The following is a 24,308-nucleotide window of genomic DNA, read 5'->3' on the forward strand; positions in this document are numbered from 1 at the left end:
ATCAAGCAGCGCCTTACAATATCTTTATGAGCATTTCTAAGCGCACCGCGGCCCTCTCGCCCTCTCGAATCGGTACTTTTCGTAACTGTCCCCTCCAGTTCCGTTTCCAGGTAATCGACAAACTTCCGAGTAAAGAAACTGCGGTGCGCCAGCGAGGAACCTTGGTGCATGCGGTGCTGGAAAACTTGTTTGAACTGCCAGCTGAAGAACGTAACTTTGGTGCGGCCAGCCCTAAAGTAGCAGAGATCTGGGAAGAGACCCTCCAAAAGCAACCAGACTTGCGCATGGAGCTTTTTCAGGGCGACAAAAACGAAGAAAACCAGTTCTTAGAATCGGTGCGCCAACTGGTAGCTAACTATTTTCAAATGGAGAATCCCGACCGCCTGGCCCCGGCCCACCGCGAAAAATATCTGCGGGTTACCGATAAAAACCATCTAAACCTGCATGGCTATATTGATCGGGTAGATATTTCTCCGTCCGGCCTGGTACGGATCGTGGACTATAAGACGGGCAAAGCCCCCGCCGAACGCTACATCGGCCCCTATCAGTTCCAGATTCGCTTTTACGCGCTGCTCTGGTACTTAACGCAAGGGCAACTGCCCGCTCGCCTACAGCTACTTTTTTTGAAAGATCGCCAGGTCTACACCTACACCCCTACCCCCGCCGATATTGACGCCACCAGCGGGGAGATTCTGAGCGTATGGGAACAAATCTCTACCCAGGCACGTTCGGGTTATTTTCCCCCACGCCGCTCAACTCTTTGTAACTGGTGCGATTATCGCGCCTATTGTCCCTTGATGGAGGGAATCGCCCCGGAAATTTCTAGCGAGGGCGTAGCGCAGTTACTTACTGCCCGGGAAAACTCCGAAGAGGAAGCAGCGCTTTAAGCCAATAGCTCTCTAATATCACTCAGGTCCATATGCCCGACCGAGTCAAAACGCGCCGCCGAAATGCCTGGTACGTCGAAGTTCCCAACTAATGCCAGGCGGGCCCCAGCCTCTTGACCAGCAGCCAACCCCGGAGCAGAATCTTCTACCACCAGGCAATCTTCTACCGGTATCTTTAATCGCCGCGCCGCCAGGCGATAGGGATCACCCGAAGGTTTTTGCCGCAGGTCCGGTTCCGACCCGGTCACCATCACCTCTAAGGATCCCTCCGGAGCACTAGCACACACATCGTCCACCAAGATTTCATAGGAAGCCGAAACCAAAGCAGTGGGGATCCCGGCGCTAGCTAAATCGCTGAGCAGTTCGCGCGCTCCCGGTATCCAGGGGACCCCTTGGGTAACATACAGCTCATGCATATTGGAGACCATCTTATCGACAAGCTCTAGCGGCGCTAGCGGCAAATTTTTCCGCTCAATCATGATAGAGGCGCTTTTGAACAGGGAGTTTCCAGTTAAAGCTTCCCCGTCCTGCGGGGTCCAGTCCTGCCCGAAACTGGCAATTATTTGTACTTCGGTGCGTTGCCAGAGTGGTTCGGAATCAATTAAGGTTCCGTCCATATCAAAAAGAACTGCCCCCATGATCCTCCTTTGTTGTTAAGCGAAAGCCGAGAGGGTGCCAGCGGCGAGCGCTATTCCTACCACAGCCCCTAAGCCTAGCCGATAGATCACGAACGGAGCGAAAGTTTTAGTTTCTAGCAGGCGCATAAACCACACGATCACTGCATATCCAATGGCGAAAGCCACCACCGTCGCTAAAATAGTTGGCCCCCAACCTACGGGGTTATTACCTACGGATTTAGCGGCCTCGTAAAACCCGGAAGCGAAAACTGCCGGCATTGCTAACAGGAAGGAGTATCGCGCGGCAGCTACCCGGGTAAAGCCCATGAGCCGGCCAGCAGTGATTGTGCCTCCCGAACGGGAAACCCCGGGAACCAGCGCTAGGGCCTGCGCGAACCCGAAGAGGATTGCTTGGCCCCAGGAAAGGTGGTCTAGGGTTTTTTCTTTCTTCCCCCAGCGGTCGGCTGCCCCTAAGAACAGGGCAAACAAGATGAGCATCGCCACGGTGATCCACATATTGCGGAACTCTTTTTCAATCCAGTCTTGTCCCAGCAGCCCCAAAATCCCAATCGGCAGCGAACCAACGATAATCATCCAACCCATCCGGACATCGGGGTCACCTTGGCTAACCCCACTGCGTGCGGGGACAAAAGCCTGGAACCATTTGCCCACTATCCGGCTAATATCTTTCCAAAAGTAGATAAGGACGGCAGTTTCGGTCCCAATCTGGGTAATCGCGGTAAAAGCAGCGCCGGGATCCTCGCCGAAAAGCGCGCCTAAAATCCGTAGGTGGGCTGAAGAAGAAATCGGCAGAAACTCGGTCAGGCCCTGAACCAGGCCCATAATGATGGCTTCAATGGTATTCACGACCTCCAAGCCTATCGTTTTAGCGCGTCTCGCTCGCCTCCTATCCGGGTGTTTTCTCTCACCTCCTGGGGCGGCGACTTCCTGCTTACGCCGCGCACCTAGGCTTATTTAGCCGGCCTGCGTTCCGTGGCGTGGTTTTCTGATGACCGTGCTACCCATAAAAGTAACGGTATGGTCTGACGATTTCCTCCTCCTACGTCGTGCCTGAAAAGTTCTCACCGCTGTCCCCCTTAGCCTGGGAGTATGGAAAAAAGAAGATTAGGACGCACCGGACTCATGGTTTCTTCCCTGGGGTTGGGCACCCTCACTTGGGGACGAGACACCGACCTCGAGCAGGCCAGGGAACAATTACGCATGTTCTTAGATGCCGGAGGAAATCTGCTTGACACCGCCGCGACCTATGGGGAGGGGGAGTCCGAAAAACTTATCGGAACCCTCTTAGATAGCGAGTTTTCCCGAGACGACCTGGTAATTTGCTCAAAAGCCGGGGTTCGGGAGGGAGATCCCCCTTCGGTTGATGCTTCCCGGGCTAATCTGTTGCGCGGCCTAGATCAAACTTTGGAACGACTGGGAACTGCCTACATTGATGTGTGGTTTGTCCACCATTACGACCCATTTGTACGGGTAGAAGAAACTTTAACTGCCCTAGAGATGGCGCTACGTTCTGGACGAGCCCGCTATGTGGGGGTGTCGAATTATCCGGCCTGGGCAATGGCAGAACTAGCGGTGCTACTAGGGCAAGATCGCTACGAAGTTGCTGCCGTACAAGGGGAATATTCTTTAGTAAACCGACAGGTAGAAGAGGAAGTGCTAGCGGCAGCCGACCATTTTGACTCCAGCTTTATCGCCTGGTCACCACTGGGACGGGGCGTGTTAACTGGAAAGTACCAAACCAGTATTCCTCCGGATTCTCGCGCAGCTTCCCAGCATTTACAAGGTTTCGTCTCCCCTTATCTTTCCCCTGAATACCAGCCGATTATTGAAGCCGTTTTAGCGGGAGCCGAAGGTTTAGAGTGGGAACCTTTGAAACTGGCTTTAGCTTGGGTTAAGGATGCACCGGGGGTTACTAGTGCTCTAACCGGGGCGCGCAGCGCTGGGCAATTTGCGGCCGTATTAAAAGCGGCTGATGCGCATGTACCCCATCAGATTCGAGTAGCTTTGAACGAGGCCAGCGAGTAACAAAGACTTAGTCTTCGTCCTCCTCGTCTTCCTCCTCTTCCTCGTCAAAATCGTATTCTTCGTCGAGGATTTCCTGCGGTTCGTTTAGGAGATCGTCTCCGTCTTCACCGTCGTCTTCCTCGTCGAAATCGTATTCTTCGTTCTCGCCGACCCACCCGGATTCGTCTTCATCTAATACCTGGTCTACGTGGGTAAAAAGACTCTCCGAATCAATATCTTCATCCTCAAAAATATCTAGGGGAAGGTCGCACCCCAATTGGGAATATAGGGCCTCGTCATAGGCAGAAAATGCCGCCTCTAGCTTTTCTGCGGCCCGCGCTACCTGCGGATCACAGTCCGGGTCTTCCGCGTTACGGGCAGCATCTAAGTGAGCTTGCAGTGCCCCGACGAAATTATCGAACTTCACTTGTAAACGATCAGCCACGATACACTACCCCCTGGGTTTTGGATCAACCTGGATGCTTAGGGCAGGTGAAGCTGGCCGCGAATCATGGTCACCATCAGGTCGGTGCCCTTGATTTCAGCGGTTTCTTCCGATCCGACGATCCGCGTCGTACCGTCAGGGTCAACTAGCTGCGAGGCTCCCCCATCGGGACCTAGCGGCAAAATGACCCACTCCTTGCCTGGAGCATAGGTTGTCGAAGGTGGCCGGCCCGAAAGCTGATCGCGAATATTCGCAATCACTACCCGGGCATGGGCGCGAGCAGCATCAGCACGCTTTGATTCTGGCACATCGGTAATGTCACCGACTGCGTAAACATTTTCCATGTCCTTGACCCGGAGGTGCTCATCGACCATAACCGTACCGTTGGCATGCATGACCTGAGAATACGATCCGTGGAGGTAACCGGAAGAAGTCTGCGCTCCGTAGCAAAGGAACCACATATCGGCTTCGATGGGCACTCCTGCCAAGGTCTCTACCTGGAAGGTGGAGAGCATTCCTACATCTGTAGGCGGCATATAAGCTAAGGGCGCCCCCAGTACCAGTTCGATACCACGGTCTTCCATCTGGGTGGTGATAGTTTCCCGCAAAGAGTCCAGGTACCCAGGAGTTCCTAGGATATAGGGTTCTTTGTCGACCATAATGATCTTCATATCCGGGTAAGTGGAGGTTAACTCACCCGCAAATTCTACGCCGACGGTGCCGGCTCCGACCAACATTACTCGCTTGGCCCGCGCCAAGTTTTCGCGAGTTTGATCCAGACGAGCTTTTGCCACCGAAGCTTGCGACACCATGTGCTTTGCCGGGAAGGGGTAGGTGGTTCCCGTTGCTAACACCAAGAAATCTGCCTCGATGGGATCATGACCAGCCACATAAACGGTGCGGCCATCCACTCGCATACAAGTACCGTGGACGACTTTGCCGCGATCTAGCAGCCGACTGTAAGGCATAAACACCGTATGCCCCCATACAGAATCCACCGCCGCCCGAAGCGCCGCCGCGTGATGCACAAACTGGTCTTTTTGTTCGACCAGCGTGACGTCAGCTACGTCATCCAGGCCACCTGCAACGGTGATGCCACCATAACCGCCGCCAATGACTACTACTTTAGCCACGCTACCTCCCCTTTTATCAGCCTTGGATAGTTCCAAAGCCGATGCGAGCTAATAAGACTAGCAGCTACCATCGGCCACCCAATCGAGCGACTAGATGAAGGCTTACCAACCTAACGATCGTTCCTTTGATAATACTGTATCTTACGGTATCAAAAAAGAATTACTCTTTAGTAACCATCCTACTCAGGAATAAGAGTTTTCAGCGCAGTTTTGATATTGGGAGGGAAGAAATTTTCCCCTTTTAGCACCTTGCCGTCCTCACGATAGATAGGCTTGCCCTCTCCATCCAGTTTAGACAGGTTAGAAGCCTGCACTTCCTTCAGGACTGCCGGCAGCGAAATCCCGCATTCCAGCGCCATACCATAAATAACGTAAATCAAATCTGCGAGGGCATCGGCGGCCTCAATCGTGTCTCGGGTACCATCATCCGGCAAGGAAGAAATAGCTTCTTCTAGGATGCGACGCGCCTGGGTCCCATAAACCGCGCCGGTAAGCTCGCTGACTTCCTCATAGATGAGGCGCATGCGCATATGTACCCGTTCGCGATCGACTTCCGCCTGGTCATGCTGAATCGGCAGCCCATAAACCTGGTGAAATTGGCGCACTAAATCTTCGGGGCGATGAGGGTCCGGGATCTGATATTGGGGATGCTCATTACCCGCTTGTCGGGCTTCCTCGTCCTGGTTAATCAAAATTTGTCCTTTCCTATATCGGTTGCTCCTAGCAGCCTGTTTTGTAGTTCGGATACCGAAGTAACCCAGGGCGCTCCCGGAAACTCCTCCCGGCTGCCTGCTCCCCAAGAAACCCCGATCACATCTATACCGATATTACAAGCAGCTTGATAATCATCTTCCCGATCGCCCACCATAACTACTCGTCCGAGCGGACCGGGTGCAGCTAGCTGCTCGAGGGCATAGCGAATAACTCCCTCTTTCCCCCGTCTTAGCTGCGGATTGGCCACATCCCTGGGATTCTCAGCGCTAGTTCCGGATTTTTCTTGGGTACCGGCAACGCAATCCAAATAGGGGCTCATCCCCGTCGCCTGCGCAATATCACGTACTAGTTCTTCTAATTTCGAGGAAGCGACGGCAGTTTTTACTCCTTTGGCGCGCAGACGCTGCAACAGGTTTTCTATCCCCGCGAATAAAGGCACCTGGGTCATGCGAGGTCGATAATAGCTCCGGTAAACTTCGACCGCCTCATCTAGTAGTTCCTCGGGTAAATCTAGATACTGTTTAAAACCGATGCGTAGCGGTGGCCCTACGAAACGTTTCAGTTCTTGCGGAGTTTGTTCCGCTAGGTGATAGTGGGAAATAACTTCCACCACCGCCTCGGTTATCAGGGGAACCGAATCGGTCAAGGTACCGTCCATGTCAAAAATCACGGTGTCAAAATAACGCTTCCCCATAAAAATCCTGTCTGTGCCCTCTAGCCTTCTATTTCTCAAGGGCACTACGCCCCGCCCTTATTGTAGGCAACTTTCCTTCCCGCCAACTCCTGGCTGTTTAACCGCCCATTTTTCTTTTCGCTTTTTTCTGCCAGCTCCAAGATGTGCTAATCTCTCAGTTGTCCTCGAGCGCGGGTGGCGGAATCGGTAGACGCGCTAGCTTGAGGTGCTAGTGGCCAACTTAACGGCCGTGAGGGTTCAAGTCCCTTCCCGCGCACCAGTGATTTCTGGTATTTTTCTCGCTCGTTACCATTTCAACTATTAAGGGCTGATGCCCGTTATTAACCACTAATACCTGCGAATACCCGGTTTTCCCGCTATTGACTAAGTGGAACATCCCGCTGCCTCTAGGGATGCTTGGATAAAAAGTTCCTCGGCCTGTGGGGGCTGTTGGTGCCCCATACCCGCAACCAAATGCAACCGGGAATGGGGAATCAAGCGGTGTAGTTGTTTACCTGCCGCTACCGGGATCACCGGGTCTTCCTCGCCATACACGATTGAAACTGGCACCTTTATTTCCCCTAGACGCTTTGCCCAAGGATCAGTACGCTCCATCGCTTGGCGTTGTCTTTCTAGCCCTTCCCAGCTGAAACCGCGTCTCCAGTTACTGGCAACCAGTTGTTTCAGCTGCTGCTCCCCCCAAGGGTACTTAGAGCCTGCAATCTTATTAATCTGCCCAAAATGCCATTTTTTAAACTGGCTAACGGAAGCATAAGGGGCCTGCCGAATCGGATTTACCGCGGAGGCGGCGCTCTTAGCATAGGTAAAGAACAGCCCTAACCCGGCGACCATTTCCGGGTGTTCTAGCGCTAGCAGCTGCGCGATCGCCCCACCCATCGAGCGGCCAGTAACTACCGCCGGCGATCCGTAGGCGGCAATCAGCACGGCTACATCACTGGCCATATCGCGTAAATCGTAGGGGCAAGGTACCCGCGAGGAGCGCCCCACATCCCGGTTATCGAATCTAATGATGTGGAAGCCAGCTTCTGCTAGGCGCTGACAGTAACTTTCTGGAACCGAGGTGAGCTGCGCCCCGTGTCCTTCAATATGAATCATTAAGGGGGCGTCTGGGTCTCCGAACTCTTGGACACAGATAGTAATTTCCTCGCCTACCGCAACCCACTTTTCCACGCCCTCAGCCTACTATGCCCGCAGGCTCCCTCCTGAAGAATCACCCAGAGTTCTAAGCCGGCTGCCCAGTTAAACGCTCCCGCGCATGTCGCTATCAATAAAGGAAGTCGCCCCTTACGTATATCCCTAAAATTCCCCTCTAGGACTTACGTCACCAAGAGACTTTTATCCTCTAAAGTACGGAGCTTTCAGCTGTTTATCGTCGAAATTTCGGGTAAATATTTTTTAAATTCAGGTTTCCAAATTTTCGTCTTTCCGGGCATACAATGAGTGCGAGTTCACCAGTGTGGGTGGAATATTCAGATGCGGCAAGGAGAAAATGATGGCAGCGAAGCAACCGGCGAATATCCGTCCTTCTCGACGTACTTTCCTGAAATGGTCAGCAATCGCTGGCAGTACTACCGGACTGGTGGCCTGTGCCACTCCTTCTCCTTATTCCCCCGACAAGAACGGAAAACTGGTAGCAAACGGCACCGGACGCACTGACGTAGATAAGACCGTCTGGTCAGCTTGCACTGTCAACTGCGGGTCCCGTTGCCCAGTGCGTTTGCAAGTCAAAGATGGCCGGGTAGTACGAGTACTGCCCGATAACACCGGTAACGATGAGCTGGGCAGCCAGCAGGTGCGCGCCTGCCCCCGTGGTCGCGCTATTCGGCACCGCATTTACAATCCCGGTCGTTTAAAGAAGCCCATGAAGCGCAAGCCGGGTACCAAACGCGGCGAAGGACAATGGGTGGAAATCTCCTGGAAGCAAGCCCTTGATGAGATCGCTGAAAAGATGAAGGCTTTGAAGTCCAAGTACGGCAACGAATGCTTCTATATCCAGTACGGCACCGGGGTTCTGGGTTCCGCTATGGCTTGTTCCTGGCCGCCCGAAGCCAGCCCGATGGCGCGGATGCTTTCGCTCTATGGCGGTTATCTCGATCACTACTCTGACTATTCCACCACCAATATCACTCAGGCTTACCCCTATTTCTATGGCGACTGGGTAGCTGGCAACAGCTTCGATGATGCCGCCAACTCCAAGCTACAGGTGATGTTCGGCAATAACCCCTTAGAGACGCGGATGTCAGGCGGGGGACAAACTTTCGTAACTCAGGCTACTAAACGTAAATCTGGCGTTAAAACCATCGTTATCGATCCGCGGTATTCGGAAACTTCGGTAGCGCTCGGGGACGAGTGGGTGGCGCTGCGCCCGGGCACCGACGCTGCCCTAATCGCCGGCATGATTTACGTGATGGTAGCAGAGAACCTACACGACCAGGCATTCTTGGATAAATACTGCGTAGGTTTCGATGAAGCGCATATGCCCGAGGGCGCGCCTAAGAATGCGTCCTATCTTGCGTACCTACAGGGCAAAGGAAAAGATAAAACGGTTAAAACCCCCGAGTGGGCCGCCCGGATTACCGGGGTGCCAGCCTCGGATATTCGCCGTCTTGCCCGGGAAATCGCTACCGCTAAACCCTGTACTATCACCCAGGGTTGGGGGCCGCAGCGGCACGCTAACGGGGAAGGCATCGCTCGCGCGATTTTCCTGTTGGCCTGCGTAACCGGAAATATCGGCATAAAAGGCGGCGGCACCGGCGGACGGGAGGGCGGACAGGCGCTGCCAATCACCCGAACATTCAACACCGAAGTCGCTAACCCTTCCGAAAAAATCATTTCCGTCTTCAGCTGGTTAGATGCTATTGACCACGGTCCCAAGATGGATACCTTCAACGCCGGAGTGGGAGTTAAACCAGAACCGGGCGTACGCGCCCTAAAGGTACCGGTAGATGAAGCCGGTAATCCCACCAACACCAAGTTGGAGGTTCCGATTAAAGCGGTCTTCAACTATGGATCGAACTCGCTGGTAAACCAGACCGGAGACAACAACAAGTCGGTAGAGATCCTGCAGGATGACACCAAGTGTGAACTCATTGTCACCTGCGACATTATGCATACTGTCAGTGCCCGCTACTCCGACTATCTGTTACCGGGCACCTCTACTTCCGAAGAATCGGACTACCACAACGGGGAAAATGCCACCCCGATGGCTTACGGCATTGTTTCCCAGCAAGCTATCAAGCCGCTTTACGAGTGCAAATCTATTTTTGATATTTGCACCGAACTGGCCGATCGCCTGGGGGTTAAGGACAAGTTCACCGGAGGTAAGACCCGGGAGGAATGGCTGAAAGAAATCGTTGAGACCGGGCGAGAGGAAGATCCCACCCTGCCCACTTATGAAGAGTGGAAGAAAGTGGGGATCGTCCGCCGCAACGCGGGTTCCGATATTCCTTTGGAAGATTTCCGTAAAGACCCGGCGGCAAATCCGCTCAGTACTCCTAGCGGCAAGATTGAGATTTATTCCCAGCGCCTAGAAAATATGGCGAAAAAATGGACCTTCGGAGATTTCCGTCCTCGCCTAGACGGTGACGAACTTTGCCCCATTCCCGCCCACCTAGCAACTTGGGAAGGCGCCGAGGACGCTGCCAAGAATAAGAAGTATCCGCTGCAGGTAATCGGGCATCACTTCAAGGCCCGTACTCACTCCAGTTACGGCAACGTGGATTGGCTCAAGGAAGCCCATATCCAAACCGTGTGGATGAATCCGAAAGATGCCGAGGAACGCGGGATTAAGAACGATGATTTGGTGTTCGTCTACAACGAACGCGGCACTTTACGTTTGCCTGCCAAAGTGACTACCAGGATCGTTCCCGGAACGATCTCGGTGCCCCAAGGTGCTTGGTATGATCCCAAGCCGGATTCGGAAGTAGCTCCTCCCGAGGGCGCAAATCCTAAGAAGCCGGTGGATGTGGCCGGTTCGGTTAACACTTTGACCTCTTTGCACCCGACTCCGATTGCCAAAGGTATGGGGGTTCATACTGTTTTGGCGCAGGTCGTAAAGGCATAACTAACCGGAATATTCATAGGTAAGAGGTAAGACGTAATGTTTGGAATCAGCGGAAGCGAATTCTTGGTGCTGGCGGTGATTGCTGCCCTGCTTTTGGGGCCGAAGAACGTGGCGCAAGGATTAACGGCGCTACGCAAAGCACTCACCAGTTTTCGGGGCTGGTCAGCAAAGTTGCGCCAAGAAACCTCCGGGGATTTTTCGGGGCTTACTCCCGAGGATCTAGAAAACCTGAAAGTTTTGCGGAACCTTAACCTCTCCAGTTATAGCCCCAAGCAGATGATCCGCGAGACCATTCAAGAAGAAATAGAAGCCTGGGCACAGTCAGCTACCCAGTCCGGGGAGGTGTTGAAAAATGCCGGCTCCCTAAGCGAGGAAGATTCCAAATAAATTAACAGAACCTGATCAATAAGAAATATTTTTTGTAGTAACCGGGTAAATAGAGTAAATATTTATTTCCCTAAAAGACTAAAACCATTTCGCATTATCTGTGAAATAAACCAGCAGAATATAACATTAAAAAGGGGCAGCAAGTGGGGCTGCCACTCGTATTTACCACAGTCTTTGCAAGGAGGACGCGATGGCCGACGATGCGATTCCTACTCCCAGCAGGAACAACACTTTAACGGAACCTTTAACCAAAAAAGGTGCCGAGTATGGGTTTGTTTTCAATCAAAACCTTTGTAACGGTTGTAAGGCCTGCCAAATCGCTTGTAAAGATAAGCATGATTTGCCGGTAGGTATGACCTGGCGGCGGGTTATTGAATATACCGGTGGCTCTTGGAAAGTAAATGAAACTGACGGGACTTTCCGCCACAATGTTTTTAGTTACTATACCTCTATAGCTTGCAACCACTGTGAGAATCCGATTTGCGTGCAGGTGTGCCCAACTACTGCCATGTCCCAGCGCGAAGATGGAACCGTCTATGTAGACCAATCTAAATGCGTGGGTTGCCGCTATTGTCAGTGGGCCTGTCCTTACGGCGCTCCCCAACTGGATGCCCGCAGTGGCCACATGTCTAAATGCGATTTGTGCTATGACTATCGCAGCCAGGGACAAAATCCGGCTTGTGTAGATGCCTGTCCCACCCGCGCGCTTGGTTGGGGCCCCATCGAGGATTTGCGTAAAGAATTCGGAGAAGAGGCCGGGATAGCCCCGCTTCCTGACCCATCTATTACCCAACCACACCTGGTAATTAAGCCGCACCGTGATGCCCAAGAGTGGGATAAAGGCAGCGGGATTATCCAGAGTCCCAAAGAGATTTAAACATTGAAGATTTTATTCACCCGCTAGGTTAAGGAGCATCATGCATATCGGCGAGCTGCCCATGATTATCTTTACTACTGTCGCTCAAATGTCAGTAGGGGCATTTTGGATCCTGGGAATTATCCAGCTGATTGGTCGGCGGGCAGGCGTTAAACAGTCTGCAATCGACAGCCTGACCAACGCGGGGTTGTATGCAGCGGGGCCGCTGCTGATCCTAGGGTTCTTTGCCGCGTTTTTCCACCTCAACGACCCCTTCCATGCACCATTTACCCTGTTGCATCTGGGATCATCCTGGCTCTCGCGCGAACTGATCTCGGGGGTGCTTTACGCCCTGTTTGGACTGATCTTCGCACTGACCCAATGGTTCAACCGTTTTAGCCGCACTACTCGTGACATATTCGCGGCACTGACCGCGTTAGCGGGCCTTTGCTTGCTGATATCAATGTGCGGAGTCTATTACTTTACCGGCACCGCGCCTGCCTGGCATTCCTGGTTCGTATGGGTCAGTTTCTTCTCGTCTGCTTTCTTCACCGGGTCCCTAGCGGTGGCGATCGCTCTGTTAACCACTTGGCGGATGAAACAGCGGGGAGCCAGTGATAAAAACTTAGATGCGAACAGTAAGGGCCTTAAAGCTGCTCTGCGCCGGGGGCTCTTTCCGCCTGGAAAACTTCCGGAGGGCCTAATCGAACTAACTAAACGGTCTATGCGGATTACCACCGGTATTGCCGCGTCTGCCGGCCTGATTATTTTGGTGTCCTACGCGTTCTTTATGACCCAGCTTGGTCTCGGTAGCGCGGTAGAACGACAAGTAGCACAGAATATGACTGCTCATGGCTACCTACTGATCCGATTGCTTTTACTGGTAGTCACGATTTTGCTGATCGCACTGGTATTGCGCAACTATATTTCTGATTCTGCTTACCCCAAGCGTTCCCTGGTCATTACTCTGTGGGTAACCTTCCTCCTGGCCTTTGCAACCGAGCTGGTCGGACGGGGCCTGCACTACGAAGGCTTGGTACGCGCGGGTATCAACACCTTATTGGGATAGCATTAAATCTATGGAGCCAAAGGTACTAGATTCTTACGCTGCTGCTTTTTGTTTCCTGGGTGCTCTGCATCTAAGCCCTCCCAATGAGGAGGTGGTCAAAGATTTTCTAGCAATGACCAATCAGTGGCCCCTACCCCTAACCTCGAAGGGGGAACAGGCCCTAGCAGACCTGCGCGCCGAGCTATCCCCCGACCTGAGTGCAGAGGACATTTATGCCCTCTGGTCAGATCAAAATGATCTGTACGGAATCACGGGTAGCGCCCAGCTACCTCCATTTGAATCGGTACATCGCTGCGACGATGGCTTGGTATTTGACCAAGATACCGTGGAAGTCCGCAAATATTATGGCGCCATGGGATTCCAGGCCCCCCATCTAGGCCAGGAACCTGACGACCATATCGGACTGGAGATGGACTTTGTCAGCAAATGTTTACTAAAAGCTGCAGACGACTTCGCGAACGGTAATCAAGAACGCGGGCGACAAACTCTGGGAGTACTGTGTGGCTTTAGCGGCGAACACCTGCTAACTTGGGCTCCAGATTTTTGTCTCGAGGGGGAAAAACTAGCAAAAACGCAGTGGCTTCGCACCGTCCTGATTCTTTCTGCCCAGACGCTTTCGCAATGGGAGCAGGAGCTCGTGGCTGCCGGTTATGAGCTAAAGATTGCTCCCCGGCTACGTCCTCCCCAGGAAGAAGATTTTTCCGGCCCCGTCCCCGTGCCCTTAACTCGCCGTCCGTTAATTTAGGGCAGTAAGCTTTGCTTCCTACTAAGTTTTCGTCCTTACTGCGTTGGATTAGCGCCCAAGATCCCATAAATACTCTGGTGATCAGCTGTGAAAATCTGCCCGCCCTGAAAGTTGGAAAGAAAGATGCCCACCTGTCTTGGCAGGGCTGCTTAGGCGAAAGCTTTAATGCCGATTTAGCGGCGCAGCTGCTAGCAAGCGAGATTCAAAGCCTGCAGATTTTAGGGTGTGCTCAGTGCGCGAGCAGCCTCGATGAAAGCTTGTCTGCGGCCCGGACTCGTCTTGGAGAACTGATAATTAGTTATGACCCGCCCCGGAAGGCTGCCCGCCACCCGCGGCAGGTCCTGCTGGGGGCGGTTCCCCTCCCCCGTCGCCTCTTCCTGCCGGTATCAAATAGCTCCTACCTGCAGCTGGGCGCCTCCCACGCAGTGCGTACCTTCCAGGCTTACCATTTACTGGCTGGGCAGCGGAGAATCAAAAATAGAGTAGTCGGCGCTCCCGCTGCCGATACCGATGGCAGTAAACGCTCTTTAGGATCCGAATCCTCGGGGGCTAATACTGGCAGCGAAGAGCTCCTCCCCTTGCTAGAACGCGTTGATGCCATCCACGTCTTGCGTTGTAATGCCTGCCGTTCACAAATCCGGCGGTGCCCCGAAAATAAAGATTTTAAGCTGTCAGCAGCCGGCAGCAATTGGCACCAGCTGTGCCCCGCTTGCCGCTTGGCGGTGCGTTACTGTCCCGAGCACTCTGAGTCAGAAATGGCCAGCCAGCGTTCTCTCGAGATTTTCACCGCCCTCAAAACCCAGCAAAGCCCCCAGGAAATGAGGGAATGCAAACGCTGCCGCAACCCGCATCCGAAAAGCGAAGGCGAGCTGTGTAAACTCTGCCGCTACCAGGAAGAACACCCGTTTTCTGCGGCGATGCCGCAATCGGTACTTAAGACGCTACCGGCCGAGTTACAAGAAAAACTGCGCGGAGTTTAACCCGGTTAAGGGCGAGACCGCAGAAAAATATATGCCGCCCCAGAACTGGGGCGGCGAGAGTGGGCGATACTGGACTCGAACCAGCGACCTCTTCCGTGTCAAGGAAACGCGCTAACCAGCTGCGCCAATCGCCCGAGGTGGGTACGGGATTCGAACCCGTGTACACGGCTTTGCAGGCCGCTGCCTAACCACTCGACCAACCCACCATAATCAAAGAGCGTCGCGCTTGGCGACGCCCTCTAAATCGAGCGGATGACGAGACTCGAACTCGCGACCCTCACCTTGGCAAGGTGATGCTCTACCAACTGAGCTACATCCGCGTTGCGTATGAAAGTATATCTATAAAGACCCAAGGTTTACCAAACTAACTCTGAGTGGGTCTGCTCACAACTGCTGTGATCTCGTATTTTAGGCTTCGAACTTTATGACCTACCGTCAGTACCTGCAAAGGATAGCCGGTTGGCGAATTGTTCAAAGCGCGCACCGCAGACAGGGTTGATATTCGGGCATTAGCCCTGATATTCTCTGAAGACCTGCTAAATCAGGATTATCTCTTGGGGGATTACGCATAATGGGTTTTTTAGGGGGCAGCATGATCGTATTTTTACTACTGCTATTTTTGATTGGCTATTTCTTGTTCTCCGCTATTTTTATTGTTAAACAGCAGACCGAGGCGATCATTGAACGCTTCGGAAAGTATCGCCGCGTATGTCCCCCCGGTCTTAACATTAAGATTCCAGTTATTGACCGAATTGCCAAGATTGTAGAACGCCGGATTCAACAACTCGATCTGGTAGTAGAAACCAAAACTAAAGACAATGTGTTCGTAGCCATCCCGGTTTCGGTGCAATTCCAGGTGCAAGACTCGGCTGCCTCGTTCTATTCGCTATCCAACCCTGCCCAACAGATCACTTCCTACGTGTTCGACCGAGTACGCTCTTCCCTCTCGCAATTGAACTTAGATGAGGCCTTCTCTTCGAAAGACACTATTGCCCAAGAAATTGAGATTTCCTTGGGCGAACAGATGGCGCGTTACGGTTTTAGGATCGTGAACTCGCTGGTAACCGATATCAATCCGGATGAGCGAGTGCGGGATTCCATGAACTCTATTAACGCTGCCCAGCGCGAACGAGAAGCCGCCATTCAGCTAGCAGAAGCCGATAAAATCAAGCTGGTTAAACAAGCGGAAGCAGATGCCGAATCCAAGCGCCTCCAGGGTGAAGGTATCGCCTTGCAGCGGCGCGCCATCGTAGAAGGCCTGGTAGAGCAATACGAATCTTTACGCGATGCCGGTATCGGTGACCAGGCACAACAGATTCTTTTGATGACCCAATATTTTGATACCCTAGCCGAGGTGGCAAAGCATTCGAACACTCAGACCCTGATGTTGCCGTCTAATCCCACCGGGGTTACTAACACGATGGAGGAAATCCGCACTTCTTTGGTAGCGGGCTTGAAGGCAGCCGGACAGCACCAAAGCTAAGCAAACAACTGGTTTAGATAGTTTAGATAGTCGCAACAGGCGGTAGCACGGTCGCCGGTTAATAACAGATAACGAATATAGCTAAGTATGACTAAGAATAACCAGAATAATCAGCAACATCACCCAGAAAAACGACCGCGTATCTTCCGATACCCACGGAAAAGGCATCCCGGGCGAGGGGAAGAGCTACGCCTCCTCCTAGAAAAGTATGAGCGCCGGATTTCCCAGTTAGAACAGTCTGATCGTGAACGCGATAGCCAGCTGACGTTACCAAGGAAACGGTTGCGCAATAGGTTAGCGCGAAAGATTTTTTCCAGGAACGAAGCATCTGCTACGCCTGAAGAAACCGCTAGCGAAGAAACCGCTAGCGCTGCGGTAGCGGAAACCCCCGGCGCTACTCAGCCCAACGCTTGGAAACGCGGAACCCAGATCGCCCGGGAACAAACCCAACATTTGCTCCACAAGGTACCTTATCCGCATGGCATGCACCCCGGACTAGTCCGCGGAATCGCGATTGATGAACAAATCATCAAATACCGCACCGATAAAGTGGTGTTCCTGTGTACCGGAACATTAGTGTTAGCTTTCATCCTTTGGGGGATAATTTCTACCAATTCCTTGCGCACGGTTTCTGATGTGGTTCTGCAGTGGGTGGTAGATAATACCGGTTGGTTATTCTCTATCCTAGCGGCCGTTATTTTATTATTTATGCTGTTTATAGGGCTTTCACGCTACGGAAATATTCCCCTAGGACGCGATAACGAGGAACCCGAATATTCCTATGGCTCTTGGATCGCTATGATGTTTAGCGCCGGTATGGGGATTGGGTTACTGTTTTTCGGCCCCTATGAGCCGATGATTTATTTTACGAATCCCGCCCCCCACTCCAATGCAAAGCCCGGCAGCTATCAAGCCTTAAATGATGCGATGTCGCAAACGATGCTGCATTGGGGATTAAACGCTTGGGCGATTTATGCCCTGGTGGGATGTGCGATCGCCTACGGCACCTACCGGCGGGGACGGGTTCCCCTAATCTCCTCGATTTTCACGCCGTTACTGGGACACAAATTTTCCAAGGGTGGGATTGGGCAAGTAATCGATATGTTGGCGATTACCGCTACTCTGTTCGGCACCTGTGCCTCCTTAGGGATGGGCGGCATGCAGATTACTCGCGGCATTGAAATAGTCGGGGGAATAGGCAAAATTGGTAACGCGGGCTTAATAATCATTATTTCCCTGCTGACCGCCGCGTTTATCGCTTCCGCAGTTTCCGGGATTTCACGGGGAATCCGGCTACTATCCAATATCAACATGACCTTGGCGTTTTGCTTAATGGCCTTCATTTTCTTCGCCGGCCCCACCGTGTTCATCTTGAATCTGATTCCTTCCACCTTGATGAACTATCTGTCTGACCTATTCGGCCTGCTAGCAACCTCTCCCTCCTATGGGCCCCAGGCCGCGCAGTTTGCTTCTAGCTGGACGGTGTTTTATTGGGCTTGGTGGATTTCCTGGTCCCCCTTCGTGGGACTATTTATCGCCCGGATTTCACGCGGACGTACTCTCCGCCAATTCGTGACTGGCGTTTTATTGGCTCCCACTCTGGTTTGCCTGATTTCATTCTGTATTTACGGGGGAACCACCATGTATCTGCAGATACATGGAACGGATATGCAGCTAAAAGAAGGGGCAGAAGTAATGTTGTTTGCCCTGCTAGGAAATTTGCCTCTCGCTAAAATAACTTCGGTAGTAGCTATGTTCTGCTTGGCGATTTTCTTCATTACTTCCGCAGATTCGGCCTCGGTAGTAATGGGCTCACTGTCTCAGCAAGGAAAGCCGGTTCCGGATCGTAAAATCACGGTATTTTGGGGATTGTGCTTGGCAGGTATCGCGGTAGTCGGGATGCTAATAGGCGGCCAAGATGCTCTGCAAGGCATGCAGAACTTGATTATCGTGGCTTCGTTGCCTTTCGCGATTATCATCGCGGGAATTGTTTTTGCGCTGCTGAGGGATTTATCGCGTGATCCTTTTACTATTAGAAGTAAATTTGAACGGGCAGCTCTCTCTAAAGCAGTAGTAGGCGGGCTGAAGAGCTACGGTGACGATTTCAAGATCGTAGTGGTTCCCACTAAAGAAGGTGAGGGAGCGGGCGCAGAATTTGATTCCACTGCTCCTGAGCTCACCGAATGGTATCGCCGCACCGACACCGAAGGCAACCCCATTAACTACGATTATTCCTCCCAGACTTATCTTGATAGGCAGGGTAACCCGGTCTATTGGGATGAGGAAGAAGAAACCTATAAAGATTCCGCGGGAAATCCGGTCCCCTGGGACAGCGTGGAAGATACCTCTTCTGATCCGGAGGCCGCCGCAGGCGGAGATACCTCTGCAGAGGTGGAAAATCCCGCTGAGGCCGGGGAAGAAGCCAAATAGCGGGACCGGATTTGTAGGTCGCGACCCGGAATTCGCAGCGTCATTAAACCGAATCATTGAGTTAGACACGAAAGCTCCCTGTCTTCGCGCCTCACAGCAGCCACCCCACCCGGATACAGCTTCAGTACCCGCCCGCTAGTTGCCAAGTGCCTAGGGCGAGTAAGAATACCGAAGCTGGCGGCAGCAAACGATGTAACCACAGTTTCCAGGCCGTAGGGGGCGCGGAAAGGATTTCGATTTCTTCCAACCGCGCTGGCGATGAAGATTCTGCAGATGACTTATTGCTAACTTTTTCTTTTAACCTGATCCAGGCCGGTTTAACCAGAGAGGTTTCACTTGCAGAGGCGGGAGCGCTGGCGAACTTCGGACCGAAGCGATCACCAGGAGGGGGCGGGGCCATTTTTTCGGGAGGGGGCTTCGGGGCAAAGGCCGAAAACGGCGCGACCGGATGGTGGTCAGCAGAGAAAGGATTTTTTCGGGGGCGACTGAGCGCACCCCGGGCTACAGTTTTAGGTTTTCCGGCAGGCCGGAGAATTGTTTGCTTAGCCTTCCCAGTAACTGAGGGGCTGCGAACAGCAGTGTTATCTGCTTTGGGAGTTAAAGCGACTCTCAGCTCTCCTCCAGCTTGAATAGGCAAAGCAATCGAAGCTGTAGTTTTAGAGTCGCTAGCATCTAGTTTCTGTACCGGCTGCTGAGCGCCAAATCCCGCGATTTTTACCGTTTTTCCCCGTGGAGACCAAAACGATTGCCCTTTATCTTTTATAAGCGGCAGTTTCGCACTACTGTTTCCACTTACTAGTAAATTTTTCGCGACATCCGGTCGCACCAGCCAGTTTTTCCCTTGCTCATCTGCTACCAGATGGGGACAGGGGAAAACGGTTTGGCCCCGCGGTACTATCAGCTTTAAAACCGCCAACTGATCATCGTTGACCGCCAGGGCAATCCAGTTGCTGCCGACTGCGTCTACAATATTTTTTTCCTGCGTGAGCGAGGGGAATCCTGCTATTTTTAAGCTCTTTCTACTCTCCATGTCTTTACTTCAATGCCTGCAAACTTTTTTGTCACCTTATTTTCCACAACCGCCAGCGCCGATTATCTCGCCCTTACTGTGGGGATAACTGCGCAATATACGGTTTGAGTGATTTTTCGATAGGCTTAGAGCATCATGACTACACAAAATGCCCCGCAGAAAAAGAAGCACTGGTGGAACAACTTTGCGGATGTTTACCGGGTAACTAAACGCTCCTATCCCTGGATCGGTTGGGCAATGCTCACCGTCCTTTTGGCAGTCCCGCTAGCAATGCTGATGTTTTGCTTGGTCGCCAAGGTCAGTGTGGGGCGCACCGTCTTCTATCTGATTATTGCCGCCTCCGCAGGAATGCTGCTAGCTACTACCCTGCTGACCCGCTTAGCTAATAAAGCTATGTACAAGCAGCTAGAAGGCGTCAAAGGCAATGTGTATGCTATTTTGCGTTCGATTAAACGGGGCTGGATTGTCGAAGAAGAGCCGGTAGCTTTTAACCGCAAGCAAGACATGGTCTATCGCTTGGTGGGAAGACCGGGAATCGTCCTTATCTCCGAGGGTCCCTCCTCGCGCGCTGCCGAGCTGCTGGGCGACCAAGAGCGCAAATGCCACCGGGTGGCGCCTTCGGTACCTATCCACAAGATTCAGTCGGGACAAGGAAAAGATCAGGTTCCAATCTCAAAGCTACTTAAAACCATTAACCGTTTGAAGAAACAGCTTAGTAAGGACGAGGTTCCCATCGTAGGCCAGCGGCTGCAGTCTTTGCAGAATAAGGCCTACCGTCTCCCGGGTGGAGTCGATCCGAACAAAGCAAAGATTAATCGCCGGATGTTACGCGGGAAGTAATAGCTACCGTTAGGTTTAGCCTCTGAACAGCTAATTCAGCGGTAATACGGTAACTTACTCAGTTTTTCCTTGGGGAGTGCCGAGTACTTTATCTAGTAGCGCTTTCGAAGGACGCAGTTCAGTTACGCTTTCGTCGACTTCCCATTCTCCTACGGGACGCGACGACCAGATTTTAGCTGAGAAATTTCCCGGCTCTCCCTCAAAAACCGACAGTGAAGCGTTCGAAACTGGCTTCGTGGCCGCCAGTGCAAAAGTAATCTCCGGAGTGCTCATATAGGACCAATACCGAATAATCGCGCCATGCGCGACTATCACCGCACAGCCACTGGGGCCCACCTGATCGGCGGCGCCCGCAACCACCCGGTTGAAACGCGCTAAAGTTTCCGCGCCACTTTCCCCACCATCCATCCGCACCTGGGTGTCCCCTTGCATCCAAGCGCCAATAGTACGCACATACTGTTCTACCGAAGCCATATCGCTGGCCATTTCCAGCTTGCCCGCCTGGACTTCGTTAGCTTCCCCATTTTGCGTCCGAGTGAGGCCAAAACGTTCCTCGAGAGGTCGGGCGGTTTGATGCGTGCGGATCAGATTCGAGGTCACAATGAGTTGCGGATCGGGTAGGCCGAGTTGCTCCCAAGTTTCCAATGCCGCTTCTGCCTGTCGCTGCCCCTCCCCATTAAGTGGGGCGCCCGGCTCGGCCGTGTCCAGCGCGCCGGTAATATTCGCGCTAGTTTGCCCGTGTCGCATCAAAACCAGTTTCATCTTTCCTCTTTCTTAGGAGTTATAGAAAACCCGCTCCATCACTGCGCGGGCGCGACGCGCCCGGCGTAAATAATCTTCTCGTAAATCATTCTCTTTGCCGGGAGCATACCCCAGCAGTCGCGCCAGGGCATAGGCAGGGGCCGCAGATGTAGGTAAGTAATCCAATTTATTACCCCCCATGCGGTTAGTAACCAGCACGTTTCCGCAGCGGATCCGGCACGCTAACTTCCAAGCTTCCACCAGGACCTGGTGATCTGTTTCCGATAACATTCCTTCGTCAGTGGCAACTGCTAAGGCTTCCAAAGTGCCAGTCACCCGCAACTGCGGACAGGTAGCCGTCCCTTGTAGCTGCAACAATTGCGCCACCCACTCCACATCACTTAATCCCCCGGGCCCCAATTTTACGTGTAGGGAGGCGTCTTGCCCGCCCGGGATTCGCTCATTTTCCATCCGGGCTTTGAGCAAGCGAATTTGCCGGGTGGAAGCCTCGTCAATCGGTGTTAAGTAGCGAATGGGGTCAATCGCTTGGGTAAAACGCTCCCTCAGGTCTTGGTCCCCGCAAAATGCTCGCGCCCGCAGCAGCGCCTGCAGTTCCCAGGGTTCTGCCCAGCGCTCATAGTAGTCACGTAGGGAGGTTAAAGACCGAGAGAGGACCCCGTCCTCCCCTTCGGGACGCAGACCGTAGTCTACTTTCAAGCTGGGGGCAGCGCCGTGGCGACTCATCTCTTCCTGCAACCGCGTGGCGAATAGGGCGGCAATCCGAGAAGCCTCGGACGCCGGTAGTTTAGCGTTCGCTCGCAAGGAAGCGTTAGGGGGAGTATCTCCCGTTTGAGGTGCGGGGATGTTTTCTACCGCTCCCGGCGCGCTCCACCGCGGATCTACTAGAGCAGAGTGGACAACTAGCAGGTCGGCATCAGAAGCATAGGCAGATTCCCGTCCTCCTCCCCGCCCCATCGCTACCAGGACAATCCGCGGAATACTCTTTTCTTTAGCCGCTATTTCGCGCAGAATCACTTGGCTGGCAGCAGCAATAGTTGCATCGTTGATATCAGTGATTGCCGCCTGAGAAGAAATGGGATCTAGGTGGTTAATTACGTCCCGCAGGGCGCAACGTAGCAATTCGCGACCTCGGGTCTGGCGAATCAAATCTATCGCTGTCGAAGCGTTGCGGTGACGCCGAGACAAAGCTTCCATCTCGCTATAAAGCTGAGCATAAGTGCGGGTAGCGAGCTTTTCATCATCATCTAACCACTGCACCGCTTCCGGTACGTGTTCGAGACGCTGAGCGATATAGGGGCTAAGCGACAAAATAGTACACAGGCGGTGAGCCACTCGGGAAGAATCCCGCAGCAGCCCCATATACCAGTGGGACTTTCCGATTGACTCTGATAGCCGGCGAAAACGCAACAATCCGGCATCCGGGGCAGGTCCTTCGGCTAACCAGCCGAGCAGCACCGGCAAAATATGACGCTGGATTTGGGAGCGGCGCGACACCCCCGCGGTCAAAGCCGCAATATGCCCGAGGGCTCCGCGAGTGTCCCGGTATCCGGCCAGGCGGAGGCGATCGGCGGCAGCCTGCGGATTTAGGGCAGCCTCGGCTTTGGAAAGTCCCGCGGTTGCCGGCAGCAGGGGGCGGTAAAATATATCTTGTTGCAGGGCGCGAATCTGCGGTTTTAGCTTTTCCCAATAGCGAGTTAATTCCCCGCGCTTACCAAAACGCTCTGGACCAAGGGATCTACCCACTCGCCGTTCATCTTCAAGGGTTTGTGGGAACAGGTGGGTGCGCGCCATCCGCTGCATCTGCATCCGGTGTTCCACTACCCGCAAGAAACGATAGGCATCTGCCAGTTGCCGCGCGGAATCGCGCCCGATATATCCCCCCTGGGCCAGAGCTGCTAGGGCCTGCAAAGTAGGGCGCACATGCAGACTTTCATCAGTGCGTCCATGCACCATTTGCATCAGCTGCACCGAGAACTCAATATCCCGCAGTCCTCCGGGCCCCAGTTTTAGCTCTCGGCCGGCTGTGGGACCGGGAATTGATTCTTCTACCCGAGTTCGCATAGCCCGAGTGTCGGCGAAAAACCCTTCCCGCTCCACAGCCGTCCACACTAAAGGCCATACAGCCTGCATATAGGCTTGTCCCACCCGGGGGGAGCCTGCCGCGGGCCGTGCCTTTAAGAGTGCCTGAAATTCCCAGGTTTTCGCCCACTTTTGGTAGTACTTGGCGTGAGCAGCTACGGTGCGGCAGGTGGCTCCATCTTGCCCCTCCGGGCGCAGAGCTAAATCAATTGGCCACAGCGGCATCTCAATTCCGGGCCCGCAGCAAACCTGCGAAATTCCGATTGCCAAGCGGGAAGCCACTTCCAGGGCTTTAGTCTCGCTAAGACTGCCCTCTTTAGCTGGTTCAGCAGCATAAATCAGGTCAATATCGCTGTGATAGTTAAGTTCCCCCGCTCCAGTTTTCCCCAAGGCGATCACCGCAAAATCTACCTCGCCGGCCGGGTCGTATTTTGCGCGTGCTAGGGCGAGGGCGCCTTCTAAAGTAGCATCGGTAAGGGCGCTGAGTTTGCCGGCCACTACCGAAAAGAAAGCTAAAGGGTCGGGGTGCGCGGCGTCCTCGGCGATTATTTGTAGCAGCTGAGCGCGATAGGCACGGCGCAGGTCATTAAGGTCGCTGCCTGCCGCAACCCAGGCTCCTGCCCGGGTTTCTTGAGCCCGGAGGGCATGCAAAATTTCTTGGCGTACCCGCTGGCGGTAGCGCTCAATTAAATCCAATTCCTGGGAAACTAGGTAGCGGTTTCCATCCCAATAGGCCTCTTGGTCTGAGGCTTGCAATTGGGAAAGGATCTGAGGATGCGAGACCAGGTAATCGCCTGCAAAACGAGAAACTCCGCAGATAGCGATCACTAAGGCACGCTGACGGGGATTATCTGCCAGGAATTTTCCGGCCTCGTCCACTGTCTCTAATAGGTTCATCAAACACAGCAATACCTGGTCCGGGTGGGCAGAAGCCCCCAGTTCCCGCCAAAAGTCTTCATTTTGTACCAGCGGGGCAAAGGCCGGGGTACTTACCCAGCTTTCCGCGCGCGCGACTTCGGTAACCCCGCTAGAGCGCAGACGGGAAGCAAGAGTAACTGTCCTGGCCATG

At 53.4% G+C, this 24,308-nt stretch carries 21 protein-coding genes and 4 tRNA genes; 12 read left to right on the top strand and 13 right to left on the bottom strand.

From position 1 onward, the window contains the following. The first annotated feature begins 26 nt into the window (after positions 1-26). Entirely contained in the window at positions 27-887 is an 861-nt protein-coding gene (locus AC1EKS_RS02165) for a RecB family exonuclease (protein WP_481008927.1), read from the top strand. Here AC1EKS_RS02165 and AC1EKS_RS02170 read toward each other — a convergent pair. Then, positions 884-1,525, bottom strand: a complete 642-nt coding sequence (locus AC1EKS_RS02170; protein WP_481008926.1) for an HAD family hydrolase — start codon at positions 1,523-1,525, stop codon at positions 884-886. The genes AC1EKS_RS02165 and AC1EKS_RS02170 overlap by 4 nt on opposite strands. Positions 1,526-1,540: 15 nt before the next feature. Beyond that, a complete protein-coding gene (locus AC1EKS_RS02175) occupies positions 1,541-2,371 on the bottom strand; it encodes an undecaprenyl-diphosphate phosphatase (protein WP_481008985.1) in 831 nt (276 codons plus the stop codon). 243 nt (positions 2,372-2,614) lie between these two features. On the opposite strand from AC1EKS_RS02175, the gene AC1EKS_RS02180 reads away from it, so the two are divergent. Then, complete coding sequence (locus tag AC1EKS_RS02180) at positions 2,615-3,550, top strand: aldo/keto reductase (protein ID WP_481008925.1); 936 nt, start codon at positions 2,615-2,617, stop codon at positions 3,548-3,550. 7 nt (positions 3,551-3,557) lie between these two features. Here the strand turns inward: AC1EKS_RS02180 and AC1EKS_RS02185 are convergent, their stop codons facing one another. From AC1EKS_RS02185 to AC1EKS_RS02200, 4 genes are all read right to left on the bottom strand, one after another. After that, the gene (locus AC1EKS_RS02185; protein ID WP_481008924.1) at positions 3,558-3,974 is read right to left on the bottom strand and encodes a hypothetical protein; all 417 of its coding nucleotides are present in this window, start codon (positions 3,972-3,974) and stop codon (positions 3,558-3,560) included. 38 nt (positions 3,975-4,012) lie between these two features. Continuing rightward, a complete protein-coding gene (locus tag AC1EKS_RS02190; RefSeq protein WP_481008923.1) occupies positions 4,013-5,107 on the bottom strand; it encodes an FAD-dependent oxidoreductase in 1,095 nt (364 codons plus the stop codon). A 179-nt stretch (positions 5,108-5,286) separates the two neighbouring features. Then, entirely contained in the window at positions 5,287-5,799 is a 513-nt protein-coding gene (locus tag AC1EKS_RS02195; protein ID WP_481008922.1) for a pyrophosphohydrolase domain-containing protein, read from the bottom strand. Continuing rightward, on the bottom strand, positions 5,796-6,515 hold the full coding sequence (locus AC1EKS_RS02200; RefSeq protein WP_481008921.1) for an HAD family hydrolase: 720 nt from the start codon (positions 6,513-6,515) through the stop codon (positions 5,796-5,798). Before AC1EKS_RS02200 ends, AC1EKS_RS02195 begins: the two co-directional genes overlap by 4 nt. Before the next feature lie 168 nt (positions 6,516-6,683). Between AC1EKS_RS02200 and AC1EKS_RS02205 the strand changes: the two genes are divergently transcribed. Then, positions 6,684-6,774 (top strand) — tRNA-Leu (locus AC1EKS_RS02205). A 104-nt stretch (positions 6,775-6,878) separates the two neighbouring features. On the opposite strand, the gene AC1EKS_RS02210 is transcribed toward AC1EKS_RS02205, so the two are convergent. Beyond that, positions 6,879-7,685: an alpha/beta fold hydrolase gene (locus AC1EKS_RS02210; protein WP_481008920.1), complete on the bottom strand. Its 807-nt coding sequence runs from the start codon at positions 7,683-7,685 to the stop codon at positions 6,879-6,881. Between the two features lie 322 nt (positions 7,686-8,007). On the opposite strand from AC1EKS_RS02210, the gene AC1EKS_RS02215 reads away from it, so the two are divergent. The 6 genes from AC1EKS_RS02215 (at position 8,008) to AC1EKS_RS02240 (ending at position 14,615) form a co-directional block, all read left to right on the top strand. Beyond that, a complete protein-coding gene (locus AC1EKS_RS02215) occupies positions 8,008-10,578 on the top strand; it encodes a DMSO/selenate family reductase complex A subunit (protein ID WP_481008919.1) in 2,571 nt (856 codons plus the stop codon). Positions 10,579-10,614: 36 nt separating this feature from the next. After that, positions 10,615-10,965, top strand: coding sequence for a twin-arginine translocase TatA/TatE family subunit (locus AC1EKS_RS02220; protein WP_481008918.1), 351 nt, complete (start codon positions 10,615-10,617; stop codon positions 10,963-10,965). 190 nt (positions 10,966-11,155) lie between these two features. Continuing rightward, entirely contained in the window at positions 11,156-11,842 is a 687-nt protein-coding gene (locus AC1EKS_RS02225; RefSeq protein ID WP_481008917.1) for a DMSO/selenate family reductase complex B subunit, read from the top strand. A gap of 40 nt (positions 11,843-11,882) precedes the next feature. Beyond that, on the top strand, positions 11,883-12,890 hold the full coding sequence (locus tag AC1EKS_RS02230) for a dimethyl sulfoxide reductase anchor subunit family protein (RefSeq protein ID WP_481008916.1): 1,008 nt from the start codon (positions 11,883-11,885) through the stop codon (positions 12,888-12,890). Positions 12,891-12,900: 10 nt separating this feature from the next. Then, positions 12,901-13,635 (top strand): TorD/DmsD family molecular chaperone, encoded by a 735-nt coding sequence (locus AC1EKS_RS02235; protein WP_481008915.1) that lies wholly within the window; start codon positions 12,901-12,903, stop codon positions 13,633-13,635. Positions 13,636-13,646: 11 nt separating this feature from the next. Beyond that, positions 13,647-14,615, top strand: coding sequence for a hypothetical protein (locus AC1EKS_RS02240; RefSeq protein ID WP_481008914.1), 969 nt, complete (start codon positions 13,647-13,649; stop codon positions 14,613-14,615). 60 nt (positions 14,616-14,675) lie between these two features. Here AC1EKS_RS02240 and AC1EKS_RS02245 read toward each other — a convergent pair. From AC1EKS_RS02245 to AC1EKS_RS02255, 3 genes are all read right to left on the bottom strand, one after another. Continuing rightward, positions 14,676-14,749 (bottom strand) — tRNA-Val (locus AC1EKS_RS02245). 1 nt (position 14,750) lies between these two features. Then, a tRNA-Cys gene (locus tag AC1EKS_RS02250) sits at positions 14,751-14,821 on the bottom strand. Positions 14,822-14,862: 41 nt separating this feature from the next. Next, positions 14,863-14,935 (bottom strand) — tRNA-Gly (locus AC1EKS_RS02255). Between the two features lie 272 nt (positions 14,936-15,207). On the opposite strand from AC1EKS_RS02255, the gene AC1EKS_RS02260 reads away from it, so the two are divergent. Beyond that, positions 15,208-16,098 (top strand): SPFH domain-containing protein, encoded by an 891-nt coding sequence (locus AC1EKS_RS02260; protein ID WP_481008913.1) that lies wholly within the window; start codon positions 15,208-15,210, stop codon positions 16,096-16,098. 87 nt (positions 16,099-16,185) lie between these two features. After that, positions 16,186-18,528 carry a BCCT family transporter gene (locus tag AC1EKS_RS02265; RefSeq protein WP_481008912.1) on the top strand — a complete coding sequence of 781 codons (2,343 nt, stop codon included), beginning with the start codon at positions 16,186-16,188 and terminating at the stop codon, positions 18,526-18,528. 121 nt (positions 18,529-18,649) lie between these two features. Here the strand turns inward: AC1EKS_RS02265 and AC1EKS_RS02270 are convergent, their stop codons facing one another. Next, positions 18,650-19,558 (bottom strand): hypothetical protein, encoded by a 909-nt coding sequence (locus AC1EKS_RS02270; protein WP_481008911.1) that lies wholly within the window; start codon positions 19,556-19,558, stop codon positions 18,650-18,652. Positions 19,559-19,693: 135 nt separating this feature from the next. Between AC1EKS_RS02270 and AC1EKS_RS02275 the strand changes: the two genes are divergently transcribed. Then, entirely contained in the window at positions 19,694-20,398 is a 705-nt protein-coding gene (locus AC1EKS_RS02275) for a DUF4191 domain-containing protein (RefSeq protein WP_481008910.1), read from the top strand. A 54-nt stretch (positions 20,399-20,452) separates the two neighbouring features. Here AC1EKS_RS02275 and AC1EKS_RS02280 read toward each other — a convergent pair whose 3' ends face one another. Further along, positions 20,453-21,160 carry a histidine phosphatase family protein gene (locus AC1EKS_RS02280; RefSeq protein ID WP_481008909.1) on the bottom strand — a complete coding sequence of 236 codons (708 nt, stop codon included), beginning with the start codon at positions 21,158-21,160 and terminating at the stop codon, positions 20,453-20,455. 12 nt (positions 21,161-21,172) lie between these two features. Then, the gene (locus tag AC1EKS_RS02285; RefSeq protein ID WP_481008908.1) at positions 21,173-24,307 is read right to left on the bottom strand and encodes a bifunctional [glutamine synthetase] adenylyltransferase/[glutamine synthetase]-adenylyl-L-tyrosine phosphorylase; all 3,135 of its coding nucleotides are present in this window, start codon (positions 24,305-24,307) and stop codon (positions 21,173-21,175) included. Between the last annotated feature and the right edge of the window lies 1 nt (position 24,308).

The sequence above is a fragment of the Varibaculum sp. C0165D1 genome, from assembly GCF_056590355.1.

Excerpts from the sequence above, each read along its gene's own strand:
- AC1EKS_RS02165 (WP_481008927.1), top strand. The coding sequence starts at position 27 with ATGAGCATTTCTAAGCGCACCGCGGCCCTCTCGCCCTCTCGAATCGGT.
- AC1EKS_RS02170 (WP_481008926.1), bottom strand. The coding sequence starts at position 1,525 with ATGGGGGCAGTTCTTTTTGATATGGACGGAACCTTAATTGATTCCGAA.
- AC1EKS_RS02180 (WP_481008925.1), top strand. The coding sequence starts at position 2,615 with ATGGAAAAAAGAAGATTAGGACGCACCGGACTCATGGTTTCTTCCCTG.
- AC1EKS_RS02200 (WP_481008921.1), bottom strand. The coding sequence starts at position 6,515 with ATGGGGAAGCGTTATTTTGACACCGTGATTTTTGACATGGACGGTACC.
- AC1EKS_RS02215 (WP_481008919.1), top strand. The coding sequence starts at position 8,008 with ATGGCAGCGAAGCAACCGGCGAATATCCGTCCTTCTCGACGTACTTTC.
- AC1EKS_RS02220 (WP_481008918.1), top strand. The coding sequence starts at position 10,615 with ATGTTTGGAATCAGCGGAAGCGAATTCTTGGTGCTGGCGGTGATTGCT.
- AC1EKS_RS02225 (WP_481008917.1), top strand. The coding sequence starts at position 11,156 with ATGGCCGACGATGCGATTCCTACTCCCAGCAGGAACAACACTTTAACG.
- AC1EKS_RS02230 (WP_481008916.1), top strand. The coding sequence starts at position 11,883 with ATGCATATCGGCGAGCTGCCCATGATTATCTTTACTACTGTCGCTCAA.
- AC1EKS_RS02235 (WP_481008915.1), top strand. The coding sequence starts at position 12,901 with ATGGAGCCAAAGGTACTAGATTCTTACGCTGCTGCTTTTTGTTTCCTG.
- AC1EKS_RS02260 (WP_481008913.1), top strand. The coding sequence starts at position 15,208 with ATGATCGTATTTTTACTACTGCTATTTTTGATTGGCTATTTCTTGTTC.
- AC1EKS_RS02265 (WP_481008912.1), top strand. The coding sequence starts at position 16,186 with ATGACTAAGAATAACCAGAATAATCAGCAACATCACCCAGAAAAACGA.
- AC1EKS_RS02270 (WP_481008911.1), bottom strand. The coding sequence starts at position 19,558 with ATGGAGAGTAGAAAGAGCTTAAAAATAGCAGGATTCCCCTCGCTCACG.
- AC1EKS_RS02275 (WP_481008910.1), top strand. The coding sequence starts at position 19,694 with ATGACTACACAAAATGCCCCGCAGAAAAAGAAGCACTGGTGGAACAAC.
- AC1EKS_RS02280 (WP_481008909.1), bottom strand. The coding sequence starts at position 21,160 with ATGAAACTGGTTTTGATGCGACACGGGCAAACTAGCGCGAATATTACC.
- AC1EKS_RS02285 (WP_481008908.1), bottom strand. The coding sequence starts at position 24,307 with ATGGCCAGGACAGTTACTCTTGCTTCCCGTCTGCGCTCTAGCGGGGTT.